Origin of the sequence: Staphylococcus sp. KUGN1 (assembly GCF_045984185.1) — a bacterium.
Taxonomy (GTDB): domain Bacteria; phylum Bacillota; class Bacilli; order Staphylococcales; family Staphylococcaceae; genus Staphylococcus; species Staphylococcus warneri_A.
In genome coordinates this window covers 1,243,884-1,261,763 of the sequence record NZ_JBJQIL010000001.1, presented here as the reverse complement: position 1 = coordinate 1,261,763, position 17,880 = coordinate 1,243,884, and the positions used below count along the sequence as shown (strand labels likewise).

Annotated in this window: 16 protein-coding genes and 8 tRNA genes; 18 read left to right on the top strand and 6 right to left on the bottom strand. The window is 31.3% G+C overall.

Annotated features, from left to right (window positions below):
• The first annotated feature begins 99 nt into the window (after nucleotides 1-99).
• The 4 genes from ACJQQZ_RS06130 (at nucleotide 100) to ACJQQZ_RS06115 (ending at nucleotide 5,407) form a co-directional block, all read left to right on the top strand.
• Nucleotides 100-1,296, top strand: a complete 1,197-nt coding sequence (locus ACJQQZ_RS06130; protein WP_145506657.1) for a metallophosphoesterase family protein — start codon at nucleotides 100-102, stop codon at nucleotides 1,294-1,296.
• Complete coding sequence (locus tag ACJQQZ_RS06125; protein WP_145506654.1) at nucleotides 1,286-4,219, top strand: ATP-binding protein; 2,934 nt, start codon at nucleotides 1,286-1,288, stop codon at nucleotides 4,217-4,219. The genes ACJQQZ_RS06130 and ACJQQZ_RS06125 overlap by 11 nt, the downstream gene beginning before the upstream one ends.
• Complete coding sequence (gene yhaM, locus ACJQQZ_RS06120; RefSeq protein ID WP_002452110.1) at nucleotides 4,219-5,160, top strand: 3'-5' exoribonuclease YhaM; 942 nt, start codon at nucleotides 4,219-4,221, stop codon at nucleotides 5,158-5,160. Before ACJQQZ_RS06125 ends, yhaM begins: the two co-directional genes overlap by 1 nt.
• Nucleotides 5,161-5,311: 151 nt before the next feature.
• Entirely contained in the window at nucleotides 5,312-5,407 is a 96-nt protein-coding gene (locus ACJQQZ_RS06115) for a type I toxin-antitoxin system Fst family toxin (RefSeq protein ID WP_015364873.1), read from the top strand.
• Between the two features lie 151 nt (nucleotides 5,408-5,558).
• On the opposite strand, the gene prsA is transcribed toward ACJQQZ_RS06115, so the two are convergent.
• From prsA to ACJQQZ_RS06095, 4 genes are all read right to left on the bottom strand, one after another.
• The gene (gene prsA / locus ACJQQZ_RS06110; RefSeq protein ID WP_124227921.1) at nucleotides 5,559-6,551 is read right to left on the bottom strand and encodes a peptidylprolyl isomerase PrsA; all 993 of its coding nucleotides are present in this window, start codon (nucleotides 6,549-6,551) and stop codon (nucleotides 5,559-5,561) included.
• A gap of 419 nt (nucleotides 6,552-6,970) precedes the next feature.
• Nucleotides 6,971-7,528 (bottom strand): DUF3267 domain-containing protein, encoded by a 558-nt coding sequence (locus ACJQQZ_RS06105; protein WP_124227920.1) that lies wholly within the window; start codon nucleotides 7,526-7,528, stop codon nucleotides 6,971-6,973.
• 193 nt (nucleotides 7,529-7,721) lie between these two features.
• A complete protein-coding gene (locus ACJQQZ_RS06100) occupies nucleotides 7,722-8,093 on the bottom strand; it encodes a YtxH domain-containing protein (protein ID WP_002452114.1) in 372 nt (123 codons plus the stop codon).
• A 77-nt stretch (nucleotides 8,094-8,170) separates the two neighbouring features.
• Nucleotides 8,171-8,596 (bottom strand): HIT family protein, encoded by a 426-nt coding sequence (locus ACJQQZ_RS06095; protein ID WP_049424853.1) that lies wholly within the window; start codon nucleotides 8,594-8,596, stop codon nucleotides 8,171-8,173.
• Between the two features lie 131 nt (nucleotides 8,597-8,727).
• On the opposite strand from ACJQQZ_RS06095, the gene ecsA reads away from it, so the two are divergent.
• Nucleotides 8,728-9,468, top strand: a complete 741-nt coding sequence (ecsA, locus tag ACJQQZ_RS06090) for an ABC transporter ATP-binding protein EcsA (RefSeq protein ID WP_002452116.1) — start codon at nucleotides 8,728-8,730, stop codon at nucleotides 9,466-9,468.
• On the top strand, nucleotides 9,461-10,684 hold the full coding sequence (ecsB, locus tag ACJQQZ_RS06085) for an ABC transporter permease EcsB (RefSeq protein WP_124227919.1): 1,224 nt from the start codon (nucleotides 9,461-9,463) through the stop codon (nucleotides 10,682-10,684). The genes ecsA and ecsB overlap by 8 nt, the downstream gene beginning before the upstream one ends.
• 56 nt (nucleotides 10,685-10,740) lie before the next feature.
• Here ecsB and traP read toward each other — a convergent pair whose 3' ends face one another.
• Nucleotides 10,741-11,244, bottom strand: coding sequence for a signal transduction protein TRAP (traP, locus tag ACJQQZ_RS06080; protein ID WP_002452118.1), 504 nt, complete (start codon nucleotides 11,242-11,244; stop codon nucleotides 10,741-10,743).
• Between the two features lie 334 nt (nucleotides 11,245-11,578).
• On the opposite strand from traP, the gene hemE reads away from it, so the two are divergent.
• The 12 genes from hemE to ACJQQZ_RS06020 all read left to right on the top strand — a co-directional run bounded on the left by hemE (nucleotide 11,579) and on the right by ACJQQZ_RS06020 (nucleotide 16,878).
• Nucleotides 11,579-12,616 (top strand): uroporphyrinogen decarboxylase, encoded by a 1,038-nt coding sequence (hemE, locus tag ACJQQZ_RS06075; RefSeq protein ID WP_002452119.1) that lies wholly within the window; start codon nucleotides 11,579-11,581, stop codon nucleotides 12,614-12,616.
• 61 nt (nucleotides 12,617-12,677) lie between these two features.
• The gene (gene hemH / locus ACJQQZ_RS06070) at nucleotides 12,678-13,601 is read left to right on the top strand and encodes a ferrochelatase (protein ID WP_124227918.1); all 924 of its coding nucleotides are present in this window, start codon (nucleotides 12,678-12,680) and stop codon (nucleotides 13,599-13,601) included.
• A gap of 21 nt (nucleotides 13,602-13,622) precedes the next feature.
• A complete protein-coding gene (gene hemY / locus ACJQQZ_RS06065; protein WP_186364175.1) occupies nucleotides 13,623-15,020 on the top strand; it encodes a protoporphyrinogen oxidase in 1,398 nt (465 codons plus the stop codon).
• Between the two features lie 132 nt (nucleotides 15,021-15,152).
• Nucleotides 15,153-15,707 (top strand): RBBP9/YdeN family alpha/beta hydrolase, encoded by a 555-nt coding sequence (locus ACJQQZ_RS06060; protein WP_002452122.1) that lies wholly within the window; start codon nucleotides 15,153-15,155, stop codon nucleotides 15,705-15,707.
• Between the two features lie 440 nt (nucleotides 15,708-16,147).
• Nucleotides 16,148-16,221: transfer RNA gene (locus tag ACJQQZ_RS06055), tRNA-Met, on the top strand.
• Nucleotides 16,222-16,236: 15 nt separating this feature from the next.
• Nucleotides 16,237-16,312, top strand: a tRNA-Asp gene (locus ACJQQZ_RS06050).
• A gap of 13 nt (nucleotides 16,313-16,325) precedes the next feature.
• Nucleotides 16,326-16,398, top strand: a tRNA-Phe gene (locus ACJQQZ_RS06045).
• 13 nt (nucleotides 16,399-16,411) lie between these two features.
• Nucleotides 16,412-16,487, top strand: a tRNA-His gene (locus ACJQQZ_RS06040).
• A gap of 21 nt (nucleotides 16,488-16,508) precedes the next feature.
• Nucleotides 16,509-16,582: transfer RNA gene (locus ACJQQZ_RS06035), tRNA-Gly, on the top strand.
• Between the two features lie 7 nt (nucleotides 16,583-16,589).
• Nucleotides 16,590-16,664, top strand: a tRNA-Asn gene (locus tag ACJQQZ_RS06030).
• A 1-nt stretch (nucleotide 16,665) separates the two neighbouring features.
• Nucleotides 16,666-16,737 (top strand) — tRNA-Glu (locus tag ACJQQZ_RS06025).
• Between the two features lie 52 nt (nucleotides 16,738-16,789).
• Nucleotides 16,790-16,878, top strand: a tRNA-Ser gene (locus tag ACJQQZ_RS06020).
• 857 nt (nucleotides 16,879-17,735) lie between these two features.
• Here the strand turns inward: ACJQQZ_RS06020 and ACJQQZ_RS06015 are convergent.
• Nucleotides 17,736-17,804, bottom strand: a complete 69-nt coding sequence (locus tag ACJQQZ_RS06015) for an epsilon family phenol-soluble modulin (RefSeq protein ID WP_100066984.1) — start codon at nucleotides 17,802-17,804, stop codon at nucleotides 17,736-17,738.
• Nucleotides 17,805-17,880: the final 76 nt, after the last annotated feature.

Genomic DNA, 17,880 nt, shown 5'->3' with positions numbered 1-17,880 from the left:
TTTATTTGGTAATTAGAATACGAAATGTATCTTTATTATTTTAAATACATTTTAATTAACTTCAGTCATAAAGTGTCTTTAATAAGGAGAATAGAGCTTATGGTTAAATTTATACATTGTGCGGATTTACATTTAGACAGTCCTTTTAAATCTAAAAGTCATTTGAGCCCCAATATATTTGAGGATGTTCAAAAAAGTGCGTATGAAAGTTTTCAACATATTGTTGATTTAGCATTACAAAAAGAAGTAGATTTTATCATCATTGCTGGTGATTTATTCGATAAAGAAAATCGAACATTACGAGCTGAGGTGTTTTTAAAAGAGCAATTCGAACGATTAGAAAAAGAACAAATTTTCGTTTACATTTGTCATGGTAATCATGATCCATTGTCAACAAAGATATCATCAAATTGGCCTAAAAATGTATCTGTATTTTCAAACCAAGTAGAAACTTATCAAGCGATTACTAAAGATGGAGAGACAATTTTTATAAATGGATTTAGTTATCAAAATGATGCAAGTTATGAGAATAAGATTGATAGCTTTCCATCTAGTCAGGGACAACAAGGTATACATATCGGGGTGCTACATGGTACTTATAGTAAGTCATCTGTTAAAGATAGATATACTGAATTTAGACTAGAAGATTTAAATAGTAAATTGTACCATTATTGGGCGTTAGGTCACATACATGAAAGACAACAATTAAGTGACTTACCAGTTATTAATTATGCTGGTAATATTCAAGGTCGACATTTTAACGAAAAAGGTGAAAAAGGCTGTTTACTTATCCAAGGGGATAATTTAAAGCTCACTACACAATTCTATCCGACACAATCTATTAAATTTGAAGAAGCAACTATTGAAACTTCAGAAACGACTAAACAGGGCTTGTATGAAGCAATCCAAGCATTTAAAGATAAAGTACGAGAAGAAGGAAAAGCATTTTACCGCTTAAATGTCATTATCAATAGTGAATCAATGATGTCACCTCAAGATATATTACAAGTCGAAGAAATGATTACGGACTATGAAGAAAATGAAAAAGATTTTGTATTTATAGAGGATTTAAATTTAAAATATAAATCGAATGACGAGTCTCCATTAGTAAATGAGTTTTCAAATGATTTATTAAATGATAGAACAGTCTTCGATAAAGCAATGTCGGATTTATATTTAAATCCACGTGCTTCTAAATATTTAGATGACTATACAACTTTTGATAAAACAGAGCTAGTCAATCATGCTGAAGATTTATTAAAGGCAGACATGAGAGGTGAACAAAATGATAATTAAATCACTTGAGATATATGGCTATGGCCAATTTGTTCAGCGAAATATTGAGTTTAACCAATCATTTACAGAAATTTTTGGTGAAAATGAAGCTGGTAAATCAACGATTCAAGCTTTCATCCATTCTATATTGTTTGGCTTTCCAACTAAGAAGTCTAAAGAACCACGTTTAGAACCAAGATTAGGTAATCAATATGGTGGTAAATTAACGCTTCAATTAGACGATGGAAATGTCATTGAAGTAGAACGTATCAAAGGTAGCGCTCAAGGTGACGTTAAAGTATATCTAGAAGATGGTAGCGTTCGAGATGAAGAATGGTTACAAAAGAAATTGAATTATATATCTAAAAAGACATACCAAGGTATATTTTCTTTTGACGTCCTAGGCTTACAAGATATTCATCGTAATTTAAATGAAAAACAACTACAAGACTATTTACTTGAAGCGGGTGCTTTAGGGTCCACTGAATTTACAAGCATGAGAGATACGATTAGTCAGAAAAAGGACGAATTGTATAAAAAGTCAGGTAAAAATCCAATTATTAATCAACAAGTGGATCAGTTAAAACAATTAGAAGCACAAATACGTGAAGAAGAAGCGAAACTTGATACGTATCATAGATTAGTTGATGAAAAAGACAAATCTTCACGCCGTCTTGACAATATCAAACAGAACTTGAATCAACTCTCTAAAATGCATGAAGAAAAGCAAAAAGAAGTAGCATTACATGATCAAACACAAGAATGGAAACAATTAGAACATGCACTAAATGTTGAACCATTACATTTTCCTGAAAAGGGGATTGATCGTTATGAAGCTGCAAATGCGCAAAGACAATCCTTGCTCAGAGACATTAGTTTAAGAGAACAACAATTGGCTCATATCAAACAAGATAATGAATCTTTAGAACCTGCTAAACAGTCTGATATTGATGCCTTTAATAGTTTATATCAGCAAGAAAATGAAATTAAACAAAAAGAATATGAATTAAGATCTTTAGAAAAAGAAATTTCTGATAAACAACGTGATAAAGAAAGTATGCAATCTAATATTGGTTGGAATGAAACGCATCATGATGTTGATAGTTCAGAGGCAATGAAGAGCCATATTAGTGATCAAATTAAAAACAAGCAAGAGCAAGTCGCGTATATTCAACAATTAGAACGTAGTATTGAAGATAATAAAATTGAACAAAACGCAAATAGCAATGAATTAGATCACTTAGAAAATCAACTTGTTCCAGAAGAAACTTTTGAAAAGAAAAAAGAGCACAAACAACAAATTGTTGAATTAAATGAGAAAGAAAATCTCTATGAAAAATTAAAAGAAACATTTGAAATTGAACAAGAGCGAAAAAACAAACGCCAAAAAATGTTGCGTATGGTATTTATTTTACTAGCAATAGTTGGCGCAGCGTTAACCGTTTTCGCATTTTTAACGCAAAACATGATTTTTGGTATTATATTTGCTGTATTAACTGTTGTGTTTGTAATCGGTATATTCCTAGTGAAATCTAAGGAAGTAGATTATAGCGAAACAATCACACAAGAAATTGACGATTTAGAAAAACAATTAGAAGTTTTAGAAAATCAATATGATTTAGACTTTGATTTAGATGAGCAACAACGTACACGTGATCATTGGCAACATGCTTTAAAAAATAAAGACGTTCTAGATGAAAAATCAAATTATATGAACAATACATTATCTAAGGCAGAACAACGTTTAAATGATATTAATCATAATATTGAAGTTGCGAAACAAGAGTTACATCTTTCACCAAAAATATCAGATAGCCTTATTGTTGAAAGTATAGGTACAATGGGCCAAATCAAATCAAATGACCAGTATATTGATGAATTAAATTCTAAACGTCATCAAATAGTAAATGATTTAGAGGCATTTTATAATCATGCTGAAGCAGTGACACAATCACAATTTACTTACTTTAATAAAATGTCATTCTTCCACGATGTGAAACAATGGCTTAAAAATGCTGAAGAAAGTAATGAAAAGTGGCATAAAAATACTGAACAAAGTAAATTATTAAATGATGAGTTATCACAGCTACGAACACACTTAGAGGATAATAATCAAACGATTAACGAATTATTTAATCATATCGGTGTTGCTACGGAAGAAGAATATTATCAACATCATGAAAAATATCAAACATATATAAATCAATTGACGCGTTTCAATGATTTAACAAAATATCTTGAAAATCAAAATTACTCATATGATGCTAGTTCACAATTAAGTGATAAAACAACAGCACAGTTAAACGAGGAAAATCAATTACTTGCACACCAAGTTGACCAATATAATGAACAATATTTGGATATGCAAGCTGAAGTGAGTGATCTTAATGCTCAAATTGCGCATATGGAAACAGATACGACATTAACACAATTACGTCATGAATATCATAGCTTGAAGAATAGAATGAATAGCATAGCTAAAGATTGGGCAAGTTTAAGTTACTTACAAAGTTTAGTAGATGAACATATAAAACAAATTAAAGATAAACGTTTACCACAGGTGATTAATGAAGCTATTCTTATTTTCACAAATCTTACTAACGGTGCTTATACTAATATTTATTATTCAGAAGAAGCTATTCAAGTTAAACATGAAAATGGTCAAATGTACCAACCTGTAGAGTTAAGTCAATCTACGAAAGAGTTGTTATATGTTGCACTTAGATTGAGTTTGATTAAAGTATTAAAACCATATTATCCATTCCCAATTATTGTGGATGATGCGTTTGTACACTTTGATAAAGATCGTAAAGAAAGAATGTTAAATTACTTAAGAACATTATCAACGGATCATCAAGTACTATACTTTACGTGTACTAATGATAATATTGTTCCAACTAAAGAAATGATTACATTAAATAAATTAGAGAAAGGCGGGAAATAATGAGAAATGTAGAAAAATTAAATCCCGGTGATTCAGTTAATCACTTCTTTTTAATCCACAGAGCAACACAAGGTGTGACAGCTCAAGGTAAAGACTATATGACGCTTTATTTACAAGACAAAAGTGGAGATATTGAGGCTAAATTATGGACTGCAACGAAAGAAGATATGCAGACATTGAAGCCAGAAGAAATCGTACATGTAAAAGGTGATGTCATTAACTATCGTGGTCGTAAACAAATGAAAGTGAATCAAATTCGATTAGCGACACCTGAAGATAACATGAATACACAAGATTTCGTAGATGGAGCACCTATGTCTCCAACTGAAATTCAAGAAGCACTTTCCCATTATATGTTAGATATTGAGAATGCTAATTTACAACGCATTACAAGACATTTAATTAAAAAGTATCAAGAAAGTTTCTTTACATTTCCAGCTGCAAGTTCACATCATCATAATTTTGCGAGTGGTTTAAGTTATCATGTTTTAACGATGTTAAAAGTTGCTAAATCTATTTGTGATATATACCCACTATTAAATAGAAGCCTATTATATAGTGCCATCATTTTACATGATTTAGGAAAAGTAAAAGAGCTTAGTGGACCTGTGGCTACAACGTATACTGTTGAAGGTAATTTATTAGGGCATATTTCAATTGCAAGTGATGAAGTGGCTGAAGCAGCAAAAGAGCTTGGAATCGAAGGTGAAGAGGTGATGTTATTAAGACATATGATCTTAGCTCATCACGGTAAATTAGAGTTTGGTTCACCTAAAATGCCGCATTTAAAAGAAGCCGAGATTCTATTTTTCATAGATAATATAGATGCTAAAATGAATATGTTTGAAAAAGCATTTAAGAAAACTGAAAAAGGCCAATTTACTGAGCGAATCTTTGGTCTTGAAAATAGACAATTCTACAATCCAATACAATTAGATTAATATGAAAAAAGGTGATGAACTCGAATATGAATTCATCACCTTTTAATTTAATCTATTATCTATATATTTCAAAAGTGAGTAGAGATGATATAATAATATCGTCGCCTATCTCTCAGGCGTCATTTTGACGATGAGAGGGGGTGTTACTTCCATGACTGAAATCTTTGTTCATATCGCAACTACTGTTATTAGTGGTTGTATCGTTACATTATTTGCGCATTGGCTACGCCATCGTAACGATAAGTAAATAGGCGACATATGTAGCTACACTAAAAAATCCCCTCACTACCGCAAATAGTGAGGGGATTGGTGTTTCCATACTGAAATCTTTGTTATATATATTATAACATGTGTAAATAGGATTGCAAAATGTTACAGTCGTCAATGCTAATTTTGAATTATGAGCCTGTCATTCCTGGAGCACCTTGTTGCATGCTAGCGCCACCTTGTGATGACTGTTGTTCTTGTTGTTTAATCTTGTCTGGATCTAAAATTGTATCATCAACAGCTTTTTTAATATCTCTATCTTTATAATCTACTTTATATTCATCTAGAATTTCTTTATAAGCATCGGTAAGTAATTTAGGATCTTTTTGAATTTTTTGTTCTAAAATTTTAGATTTTAGATTTGATTTTTCTGAATTAAAGTCAGTTTCTTTGTCAGCTTTAATGATATGGTAACCATAATCAGTTTTGACAACTTTAGAAACTTCACCTTCTTTAAGTTTAAATAGTGCTTTGTCGAAGCTTTCCATCATTTGATCTTTTGTTACATAACCAAGGGAACCATCTTTTTTAGCACTAGATTTATCCATTGATTCTTTTTTGGCGATTTCTCCAAATTTACTTGGATCTTTGGAAACTTCTTTTTGAATTTCTTCAGCTTTTTGTTTAGCTTTCTTATCTGATAAGCCTTCTTTATCACTATCTTTAGATTTGACTTTGATTAAGATATGAGAAGCTTTTTTAGTATTATCTTTGATTTCTTTGTCCGAAACTTTAATCTTATCATTTAATAATTCTTTCTGATAAGCAGATAAACGTTTTTGATCTTTGTATTCATCCATTGACATACCTTGTTGTTTTAAAACACTTTCAAATTGTTCTTTACCACCATATTGCTTTTCTTCTTTTTTAATATCTTTATCAATATCTTTAGTATCTACTTTATCTTTATATTTATCAGCGAGAATTTTATCCAGAGCGATACTGAATGATTTACTAGCAATTTGATCTTTGCCAATTTTCTTCATAACATCCTCAACTTTAACATCACCAGCTTTAGATGATATGAGCGTGTTCTCTTTTGAATCTGTCGAATCTGAGCCACATGCACCTAGTAAAAGGGCACTTGCTGTCACTGGTATCATGATTTTGTTAAATGCTTTCATATGTTGTTAGCTCCTTTATGTATATAATCAACGTAAATATAACATATAAAAGGGAAGGTACCAATTCAAAACCCTCTCTATAGGACTATAGTACTAGGTGATTTATAGACAAAAGTCCATGACGATAAAAAACGAGGTTGAGACATAAAGCTTTTGTGCTTCTGGGAAACCGATTAACGGCGTCCCAAAAGCAGGATTATCGGCAGAAGGGACCCAACATAGAGAAATTGGTATTCCAATTTCTCTATGTTGGGCAAACGCTCACGATTCGACAAAATTTGGAAAACAATTCAAATGAACAAACTCAACTATTGAGTTTGTAAGAACTACTAACCTATGAATAAGGAAGTAGTTCTTTATCATCGTTCGGTTCTGCTCAAATCCTAAACGCTTTTGTCCCGACCTCTTTAGATTTAAACTTATAAAGTAGAAACGAATTTTTCTTTTTTTAAAATGTGAACGCCTGATTGATGTTCTTCAATATAATTACCATAGTATGAAAACACTAGGATTTTTAAATAAAGTAAATCAAGTACAGAAAAACCAAAATTAAGTGCTAATAGAAACATACAATAATGTCCATATTGAGGGAAATACATACATAAAAAAATAAATAAAGATGATATTAATATAAAAGGTAATATCAAGTTGATACAAAAATAAACTTTATGAATAGGTGTATTTACATAAGTATTAAAATATGGAATCCATTTCTTTCGAGTTAATTTATGAATTCGAAATGATTTGTAAAAGGGTAAGAAAAATAATAAATGAACCCCTTTATGCAATGGATACATAAAAAATATAAGTACAAGCACAATCAAAAAATGTTTATCTGATAATGGCGTGTTACTAAAAAAGTACATGACTTCATAACTAAACAAAAACATTATAATGGTACCAACGATGCTCATGAATGCAATTCTAGGTATACCAAATCTTTCATGAATATCAATTTGTCTTGTACATAAAAACATGCAACATGCCTCATTTCTTAGTCAATATATGTATGGTATTATCTATTGAATTAGAGATGAAGTCAATAGGTACTTTAGTAAAAAACAGTCAAACACCATAATTCAAAAGTGATTCAATATATTAGAAACCCCTATTCAAAAATGCAATTATTGATTGCACTTTTTGAATAGGGGAAACCCAATAATGACTCATTTATTTTTCTTTAGAAAATGTATTGCTGATTTCTTCGCCACGGTTTTGTAAATTCTCAATGTGAGATTGTAGCTTTTCAATATTAGGATTAATATCAGACTTGAAGTTACCGATTAATGTTTTGATTTCATCACCGATTGAACTACCAAATTCTGTTCCTTCATTTTTAATTTGTGAACTATAATTTAATATGTCATTAAATGATTGTTTCATTGTTTCTAGTTCACGTTGTAACTCTGATTGAGCGCCAGTTGGTTGTCCGCCATCAATCGTGTTATTTTTAACGCTTTGGTCATCACGATTACGCAATGAGACTGCGAAACCTGCGGCAACACCTACGCCAATACCAAACAATACGCGTGTTACTTTCATTATAAATCTCCTCACTTTTATATCTCGGATAATTGTATTATTCATCTTATACCCATTTTAAGACAAATTAAGCATGATTATTCAAATTGAGCTTGAATTTGAGCAGCAATTTCTTTTTTGGCTTCATCATTTAACGTTTCTTCATGTGTTTCCCATTTATAACCAAAACCATCAATGTCATTTTCATATCTTGGAATTAAATGGAAATGTAAATGGAAAACAGATTGATCGGCGAATTCACCATTATTTTGAATAATGTTTAAGCCATCAGGATTAAATGCTTTTTTAATTGCATTTGCCACTTTAGGAAGAGCAACACCTATATGTTTCATTGTTTCTTCATCTGTTTCAAAGATATTTGCTGAGGCTTTTTTAGGGATTAACAGTGTATGACCTTTCGTTACTTGAGAAATATCTAAAAAGGCATAGACATAATCATTTTCATAAATTTTAAAGCTAGGAATTTCGCCAGTAATAATTTTACTGAAAATCGTTTCAGACATGTTGATTACACTCCTCTTCTCTTCATCTTAAAATATATTATAGCATTACTAACAAAAATTCGTCATTCTTCATAGCTAATTTTAGGTGTAATTCATTATTTTTGATACAATAGGTCTCGTGGAGGTGCCTTATGACAGTAAAAGTAGAACATCTAACAGGTGGTTACGGTAAACGACCTGTAATTAAGGATATTAATTTTGAATTAAAAAAAGGCGAAATCGTTGGATTAATTGGTCTGAATGGTGCTGGTAAAAGTACTACGATCAAACATATGTTAGGACTTTTAACACCTACATCAGGCTCATTATCAATTTCAAATACTAATATAACAGACGATATTGAAACATATCGTCGAAAATTATCATATATTCCAGAATCACCAGTTATTTATGATGAATTAACGTTACAAGAACATATTGAAATGACTGCAATGGCATATGGTCTATCTCAAGAAGAAGCAATGAAAAGGGCAGAACCATTATTAAAAATATTTAGGTTACAAGATGAATTAAAAGTCTTCCCAAGCCATTTTTCAAAAGGTATGAAGCAAAAAGTGATGATCATATGTGCTTTTATTGTTAATCCTGAATTGTACATTATTGACGAACCATTTTTAGGTTTAGACCCATTAGGTATACAGTCTATGCTTGATTTAATGGTAGAAAAGAAAAATGAAGGGCGTACAGTGTTAATGAGTACACATATCTTAGCCACTGCCGAACGCTACTGTGATCGTTTTATCATTTTAGATAAAGGTGAAGTTGTGGCCTTTGGAAATTTAGAGGAATTAAGAACGCAAACTGGTCTAAATCATCATACACTTGATGATATTTATATACATGTTACTCAAGGTGGACATGCCAATGAATAATCAGGCAACGACATTATTTAGAAAGCGTCAAAAGGCGATACGTAAAGAAAAGAATTACTACAATAAATTTATTTTTAATGGTCATTTTACTGTCTTTCTTTTAATCTTGTTCGGTGCTTTTATCATGGGGTATGGAGAGTGGTTAAAACATATACCTAAGCATATCGATTATGCACTTATAACTAGTATGATTATCGCGATTGCTTCATTATTTCCATTAAGAACATTATTAAAAGAAGCAGATCAGATTTTTTTATTACCGTTTGAAAAGTATATGAAACGATATATGTCATTAAGTATTCAATATAGTTACTTTGCAAGAATAATAATGCAATTGGTATTACTCATTGTACCATTTCCATTATTTTATAAATTAAATCATCACCATTTGCAGTACTATATTGTTTTTGTAGTAATTGCACTAATATTACCCTATTTAGTATTATGCCTAAGATGGATTGGTTATCAATTAGGTGTATCAACTTGGTTAATGAATTTAGGCTTTTTTATTATTTTAAGTATTAACTATTATTTGATTCTCGGAATGCAAACGTATTTCGCGTTAATTATCACGTTAGTCATATTAATATTGATTGTTATTTTAAAATCTAAAGCAGACAACCAATTATACCCATGGGATAGAATGATTGGGGTAGAACATAGACATTATACTAATTATTATAAGTTTGTAAATATGTTTACCGATGTCAAACATCTTAGAGAATCTGCGGTTAGACGTAGTTATTTAGATTTTATCTTGCCGGTACCAAAAGGTAAAAAGTTTAATGCAAATCAAATGTATTTATATTTATTTATACGAAGTTTTGTAAGGGGAAGAGATGCCTTTAGCATCATATTAAGATTGACACTTATTGCGGTGATATTAATGGTATGGCTTTCAAATCCAGTAGTATCCATATTAATAGGTAGTCTGTTTATGTATATTACTTTATTACAAATGTCTCAGTTTTATACTCAACAAGCCTATGGTTTATGGCCACAGGTTTGGCCAGTACCTGATACAATTGTTATCAAGGGTTATGAGAAGTTTTTATATAGACTTATGATTATTATTGGTTTGATATTAACAATTACATTTTCAATCATGAATTCAACATTATTTTTCTTTTCAATCGTATTCTTCTTAGTTGGTTATTTTACAATTAGAAGTACCATTAAAAAATTAAAATACCAAGAAACATTATTAAGAGATTAAATGAAAAAGTTGTCCTATAGCGAAAGAAGTATCTACGCTATAGGACAACTTATTTTTTAATTATGATCAACTGGATATAAGTAACGTTCAAAGTAGCTTGAATGTTGGCCACTATATCCAAAGAATTGATTTAATGCTGCTTTAGAAAAATGATCTTGGAATAAATCAGATGACTTAAAGTCTTCATATGCACTACGATTAGCAAAACCAAAATACAATTTATAAGTATTGCCTTCTAAAGGTCGTAATAATCGATAACTTTTGAATCCACCGAAAGTGTCAAAAGGTGCACCTAAATGAAGCAATTGTTTTTCTAATTGATTTTTATGATCTTCTGATGAAGGAATAAACAGTGCACAGTAAAAATGATCTTCATTAAATTCACCCACACTGTATAACACTTCATAAGCACTTGGATGTTTTAGTACAGATTTTCCTTCAGTTTCTTCTAATATAACTGAAGTATCTGATGCTGAATATTGGTATAAATTATGATCTGGATTATTAAGTTGAATTTGATTTAAAAATCCATAAGTCCCATAAGATGTATATAAATTCATGACAGTTACCTCCCTCGTTTTTATTAATTATACGATTATCAATTTTTATTTTCTACCTTAAAAGTCTGATTTTTAAAATAAATGTATAAGAATGTTTTGATTTATTACAAATTAAACTGAAATTAAATGGAATTATATTATATCCATGATATAAAATGACGAGTTATTATATTGAATTTCAATATCTAAATAAAAAATTATGACAATTTGTAAGTAGTTCATATTTCCAAATAATTTTACTATGTCTTTTTTATGACATTTAAGCACATTAAAATACGAACGAACATACAATATGATATTATAGATAAGAATGATTTTAATTTAGGGGGACTATATGGTGCATACCAAGAATGATACGATTTTAAAAATGATAAAAGGTGAAAAGACATCCCATACACCGGTCTGGTTTATGCGTCAGGCAGGGAGGTCACAGCCAGAATACCGTAAATTAAAAGAGAAATATTCATTATTCGATATTACGCATCAACCTGAATTATGTGCATATGTCACACACTTACCAGTTGATAATTACAACACAGATGCTGCGATTTTATATAAAGATATTATGACACCGTTAAAACCTATTGGTGTAGATGTTGAGATTAAATCTGGAATCGGACCAGTGATACAAAATCCAATAAAATCAGTACAAGATGTTGAAAAACTTTCTCAAATTGATCCAAAACGAGATGTACCATATGTTTTAGATACGATAAAAATTTTAACTGAAGAAAAATTAAATGTACCGTTAATTGGATTTACTGGTGCTCCATTCACTTTAGCTTCATATATGATAGAAGGCGGACCATCTAAAAATTACAATTTAACTAAAGCAATGATGTATCGTGATGAAGCTACTTGGTTTGCTTTAATGGATCATTTGGTTGCAATTTCTATAGATTACGTTAATGCACAAATAGAAGCAGGAGCCGAATTGATTCAAATCTTCGACTCATGGGTAGGCGCTTTAAATGTTCAAGATTATAGAAAATATATTAAACCAGGTATGGATAAATTAGTAAATGGTATTAAGCGTCAACATCACGTTCCAGTCATATTGTTTGGAGTTGGAGCAAGTCATTTAATTAATGAATGGAATGATTTACCAATTGATGTGCTAGGTTTAGATTGGAGAACATCTATTCAGCAAGCTCAACAAATGGGCGTAAACAAAACATTACAAGGCAATTTAGACCCTTCATTATTATTAGCGCCATGGGAAGTAATTGAAGAGAGATTAAAAGACATTTTAGACCAAGGTATGTCTAGAGGTAAACACATCTTTAACCTTGGGCATGGTGTTTTCCCAGAAGTTCAACCAGAAACACTTCGCAAAGTAAGTCAATTTGTACATGATTATACTCAACAGTAGTTCTATTAATTCAATTTGAATAACGTAAGTAATATGATTAGATTAAAGGGTGGTTTTATAAATGAGTAAAACAATAGGATTATTAGTAATGGCTTATGGCACACCTTACAAAGAAAGTGACATTGAACCTTATTATACTGATATCAGACACGGTAAAAAACCAACAGATGAAGAACTACAAGATTTAAAAAACCGCTATGAATTTATAGGTGGCTTATCACCATTAGCAGGTACAACAAACAGACAGGCAGAAGCATTAAGAGATGCCTTAAATAGTGCATATGATGATGTTGAATTTAAGTTATATTTAGGTTTAAAACATATTTCTCCATATATAGAAGAAGCGGTTGAGTCTATGAATAATGATGGGATTACTGAAGCAGTAACAGTTGTTTTGGCACCACACTATTCAAGCTTTTCAGTGGGCTCTTATGACGAGCGTGCCGATCAAGAAGCTGAAAAATATGGTATTCAATTACATCATGTTAAACATTATTATCACCAACCGAAATTCTTAGAGTTTTGGACTAATCAAATTAATGATACTTTAAAACAGATTCCATCTGAAGAACATGACGATACTGTATTAGTTGTATCAGCACACAGTCTACCTAAAGGATTAATTGAAAGAAACAATGATCCATATCCTAAAGAGCTACATGACACAGCAGAACAATTAAAAGTTAAATCAAATATTATCCATGTTGCTGAAGGTTGGCAATCAGAAGGTAATACTGGTACACCTTGGTTAGGGCCTGATGTACAAGATTTAACTAGAGATTTATATGAAGCCCATGGTTATAAAAACTTTATCTATACACCAGTTGGATTTGTATGCGAACATTTAGAAGTTTTATATGATAATGACTATGAATGTAAAGTTGTTTGTGACGACATCGGTGCAAATTATTATCGTCCAGAAATGCCTAATACACATCCATTATTTATCGGAGCAATTGTAGACGAAATTAAATCAGTATTTTAATAGAAGGAAGCGTGAATGATTTTGAGTAAGAATGTAGCAATCATCGGTGCAGGTATAACCGGCTTAACAAGTGCTTACTATATGAAAAAACAAAATCCTCATTTAAATGTAACCATTTATGAGGCAACCAATCGACCAGGTGGAAAAATCCAAACATATCGTAAAGATGGCTATACGATTGAATTAGGCCCAGAGTCTTATTTAGGTAGAAAAACGATTATGACTGATATAGCTAATGAAATTGGATTAGGTAATGATTTAATTACCAATACGACAGGTCAATCATACATTTATGCTAAAAATAAATTATATCCGATACCTGGTGGTTCTATTATGGGAATACCAACGGATATTAAACCTTTTATCAAAACTAAATTAATTTCACCATTAGGTAAACTTAGAGCTGGATTAGATTTATTTAAAAAGCCTATCGAAATAGAAGATGACATTTCAGTAGGTGATTTCTTTAGACAGCGTTTAGGTGATGAAGTACTTGAAAATTTAATTGAACCACTGATGGGTGGTATCTATGGTACAAATATAGATGACTTAAGTTTAATGAGTACATTTCCTAACTTTAAAGAAAAAGAAGAAGCCTTTGGTAGCTTAATTAAAGGTATGAAAGATGAAAAAGAACAACGTATTAAACAACGTCAATTATATCCAGGTGCGCCGAAAGGACAATTTAAACAGTTCAAGCATGGTTTAAGCTCATTTATCGAAGCACTTGAAAAAGCTGTTAAAAATCAAGGTGTAGACATTAAATATAACACTAAAGTTGAAGATATTATTGTATCTCAAAGAGACTATCAAGTGGTTGTTGATGGTAAAAATGAACTTTATGACGGTGTATTAGTCACTACACCTCAACAAGTGTTTATGCAATGGTTCAATCATGATCCAGCATTTGATTATTTCAATACGATGGATTCAACAACAGTTGCAACTGTTGTCCTAGCATTTGATGAAAAAGATATTGAAAATACTTATGATGGTACTGGTTTTGTTATTGCTAGAACAAGTAATACAGATATTACGGCATGTACATGGACATCTAAAAAATGGCCATTTACAACACCAGAAGGCAAAGTTTTAATAAGAGCTTATGTTGGTAAACCAGGTGATACTGTTGTGGATGATCACACAGATGAAGAAATTGTTTCTATAGTACGTCGTGATTTAAAACAAATGATGACATTTAAAGGTGATCCTGAATTCACAATAGTCAATCGATTACCGAAAAGTATGCCTCAATACCATGTAGGCCACATTAAACAAATTAGAAAAATTCAAGAACATATTAAACGAACTTATCCGCGATTAAAAATTACAGGGGCACCATTTGAAGCGGTTGGCCTACCTGATTGTATCCAACAAGGTCATAATGCGGTTGATGAAATGCTAGAGGAATTACGTTAATACGTTTTATAATTTAATTAAAGCACTTTAAAAGGATAATAATGTCTTTTTAAAGTGCTTTTGATATAGAATAAAGATAAATACGTTCATGATAAAGACTGCTACTTAATCTAGAAGTGAGGTTGATAAAAAATGACAGATGTCATCATTGTTCATTCAAGTGTAGGAAATGCACATAATCATTGGTATGAATGGTTAGGTCACAATTTAACGTTAGAAGGATATAAAGTCTCTCTTTTTAATTTAGAAGCTAATACTCCTGCTAAAATTGATATGTGGGTTAAGCAAATGCAACAACAATTAAATGTAAGAAAGAAAGATACATATTTTGTAACACATGGATTTGGAACGATAGCGACTTTGAAATTTATAGAAACATTAGAACAAAATGTTGAAGGGCTATTCAGTATTGCTGGTTTTAAAGATGATGCAGTAGACATAGATGAAAATATTGATTTACATGGAGTAACGATTAATTATGAACGAGTTAAAAGTAAAGTAGATCATTTTTATGGTTTGAGTTCTAAAAATGATACACATGTTTCATATAAAGAAACGAAACGACTCATGGATACCTTAGATGGACGTATGCGAGTTGTTGAAGATGGTGGCCATTTTATGGAAGAGGATGGTTTTACTACATTCACATCACTACAAAATCGTATGCAAGGATTTATGACGCAATAGTGTAGGGAAATTAATAATATAATTTAAAATATGCGCCGTACTTATTTAGAATAGATAAGTATGGCGTTAGTCATTTGATATTGTGATCCATTTAGTAGCAGTAAGGGACAAAAAACAGAAAACATGAATAATAGAAGATGATTATTTTATAGAAAAGGTATCAATATTGGATGAAAGTTAATATAATAGAAGGCCATTTAGACACTTTTGTTATAAAATGAAATCAAGTAGTAATTTTTACACATTTTAATTTGGAATTAATATTGACTAATAGTAACAAACTTAATATACTAATAAAGTGTTAAGCGAGAGCGTATTAAAGCGACTTGAACGTATCGATTGTTTTATTAATTCAAACAATGTAAATTTAGTTTTAAAAAAGTGTTGACTTTATTAAGCTAATGATGGTACAATAATCAAGTAGTCAAAAATAATATTATCGCGGGATGGAGCAGTTCGGTAGCTCGTCGGGCTCATAACCCGAAGGTCGGTGGTTCAAATCCGCCTCCCGCAATACATAGTTTTAATAGGTCTCGTAGTGTAGCGGTTAACACGCCTGCCTGTCACGCAGGAGATCGCGGGTTCGATTCCCGTCGAGACCGCCATTATTAATATTATGGTTCAGTAGCTCAGTTGGTAGAGCAATGGATTGAAGCTCCATGTGTCGGCAGTTCGACTCTGTCCTGAACCATTCGTCATTTTTGGCGGTTGTGGCGAAGTGGTTAACGCATCGGATTGTGGTTCCGACATTCGAGGGTTCGATTCCCTTCAACCGCCCCATAATCGTATTACATTTCACATGCGGGTGTAGTTTAATGGCAAAACCTCAGCCTTCCAAGCTGATGTTGTGGGTTCGATTCCCATCACCCGCTCCATTATTATTCCACAGTAGCTCAGTGGTAGAGCTATCGGCTGTTAACCGATCGGTCGTAGGTTCGAGTCCTACCTGTGGAGCCATGGCTCCTTGGTCAAGCGGTTAAGACACCGCCCTTTCACGGCGGTAACACGGGTTCGAGTCCCGTAGGAGTCATACAAACAGAAGTGAAATATCGCTTCTGTTTTTTTATTTATCATATTATGATGGAGAGTTGTCCGAGCTGGCCGAAGGAGCACGCCTGGAAAGTGTGTAGGCGCCACAAGCGTCTCGAGGGTTCGAATCCCTCACTCTCCGTAAAAGTGCCTAGAATGGTTTTAATCCATTCTAGGCTTATTTTTGTTTTCTTTTAAATTAGGCATTAATTTGAGGATAAAAGAATTTAAATGAAAGTCTAAATTATAATAAAAGTGAGTAAAGTTGCCCAATCAAAAATTGAAGACCATAAAGAAAGACAACCACACAACGTTAAAAAAGAAATAAAAACATTAGAATCATATCTTGAGAAATAAAATAAAAATGTTATAATATATATAACTCAACGACAGTGCGTGGACTATTAAAACGAAATACATTGAACACAGTAGCCAGCCAACTATGAGGCTAGGCGATAATTGAATATCATAGTATTTTGCAGGATTGAGTTTTATACTTATCCTGCTTTTTAAATTTAAAATGATACATCATGAGAATTTTTACAAATAAACAAAAAATTATATTATAGAGATTGAAGTAGTACTACTTCAATCTCTATTTTTTATGGATAAAATCAAATGAAAGTTATAAGAATAAGTCAATATGATTATGAGACACTGTTTAACAATATAATAAGTGTTAGTATCACCAAATTTGGAATTTTAAAAATAGGAGGGGTTAAGTTTATCAGATATTTCACGATTGATTTTGAAAATTGCAATTGATTTTGAAAACATTGCAATTATTTTATGGCTATTAATAATTCCAAACGTTTTAGATGAAAGCATATCTAAGTATCTTAAAAACGATAATATTTATAATATATAATTTTCTTCATTCAAACTTTATACATATATAACATATCAAACATATAAGAAAAACCCTAAAGCGATACGATAAGGTATGCTTTAGGGCCATAGGATTATGGAACTTGAGTTCCAGGATGATCATGATGCAGATTATTTGTTACCAAATAAACCTTTGAAGAAATCTACTGCTTTTTTGATAAGATCTGTGATAAATTGCATTGTGATTCACCTCCTATAATTTGTATCTTTAATATAAATCTTTTTTAATCTTTTTTGGTGTTTTTTTTCTTATTTT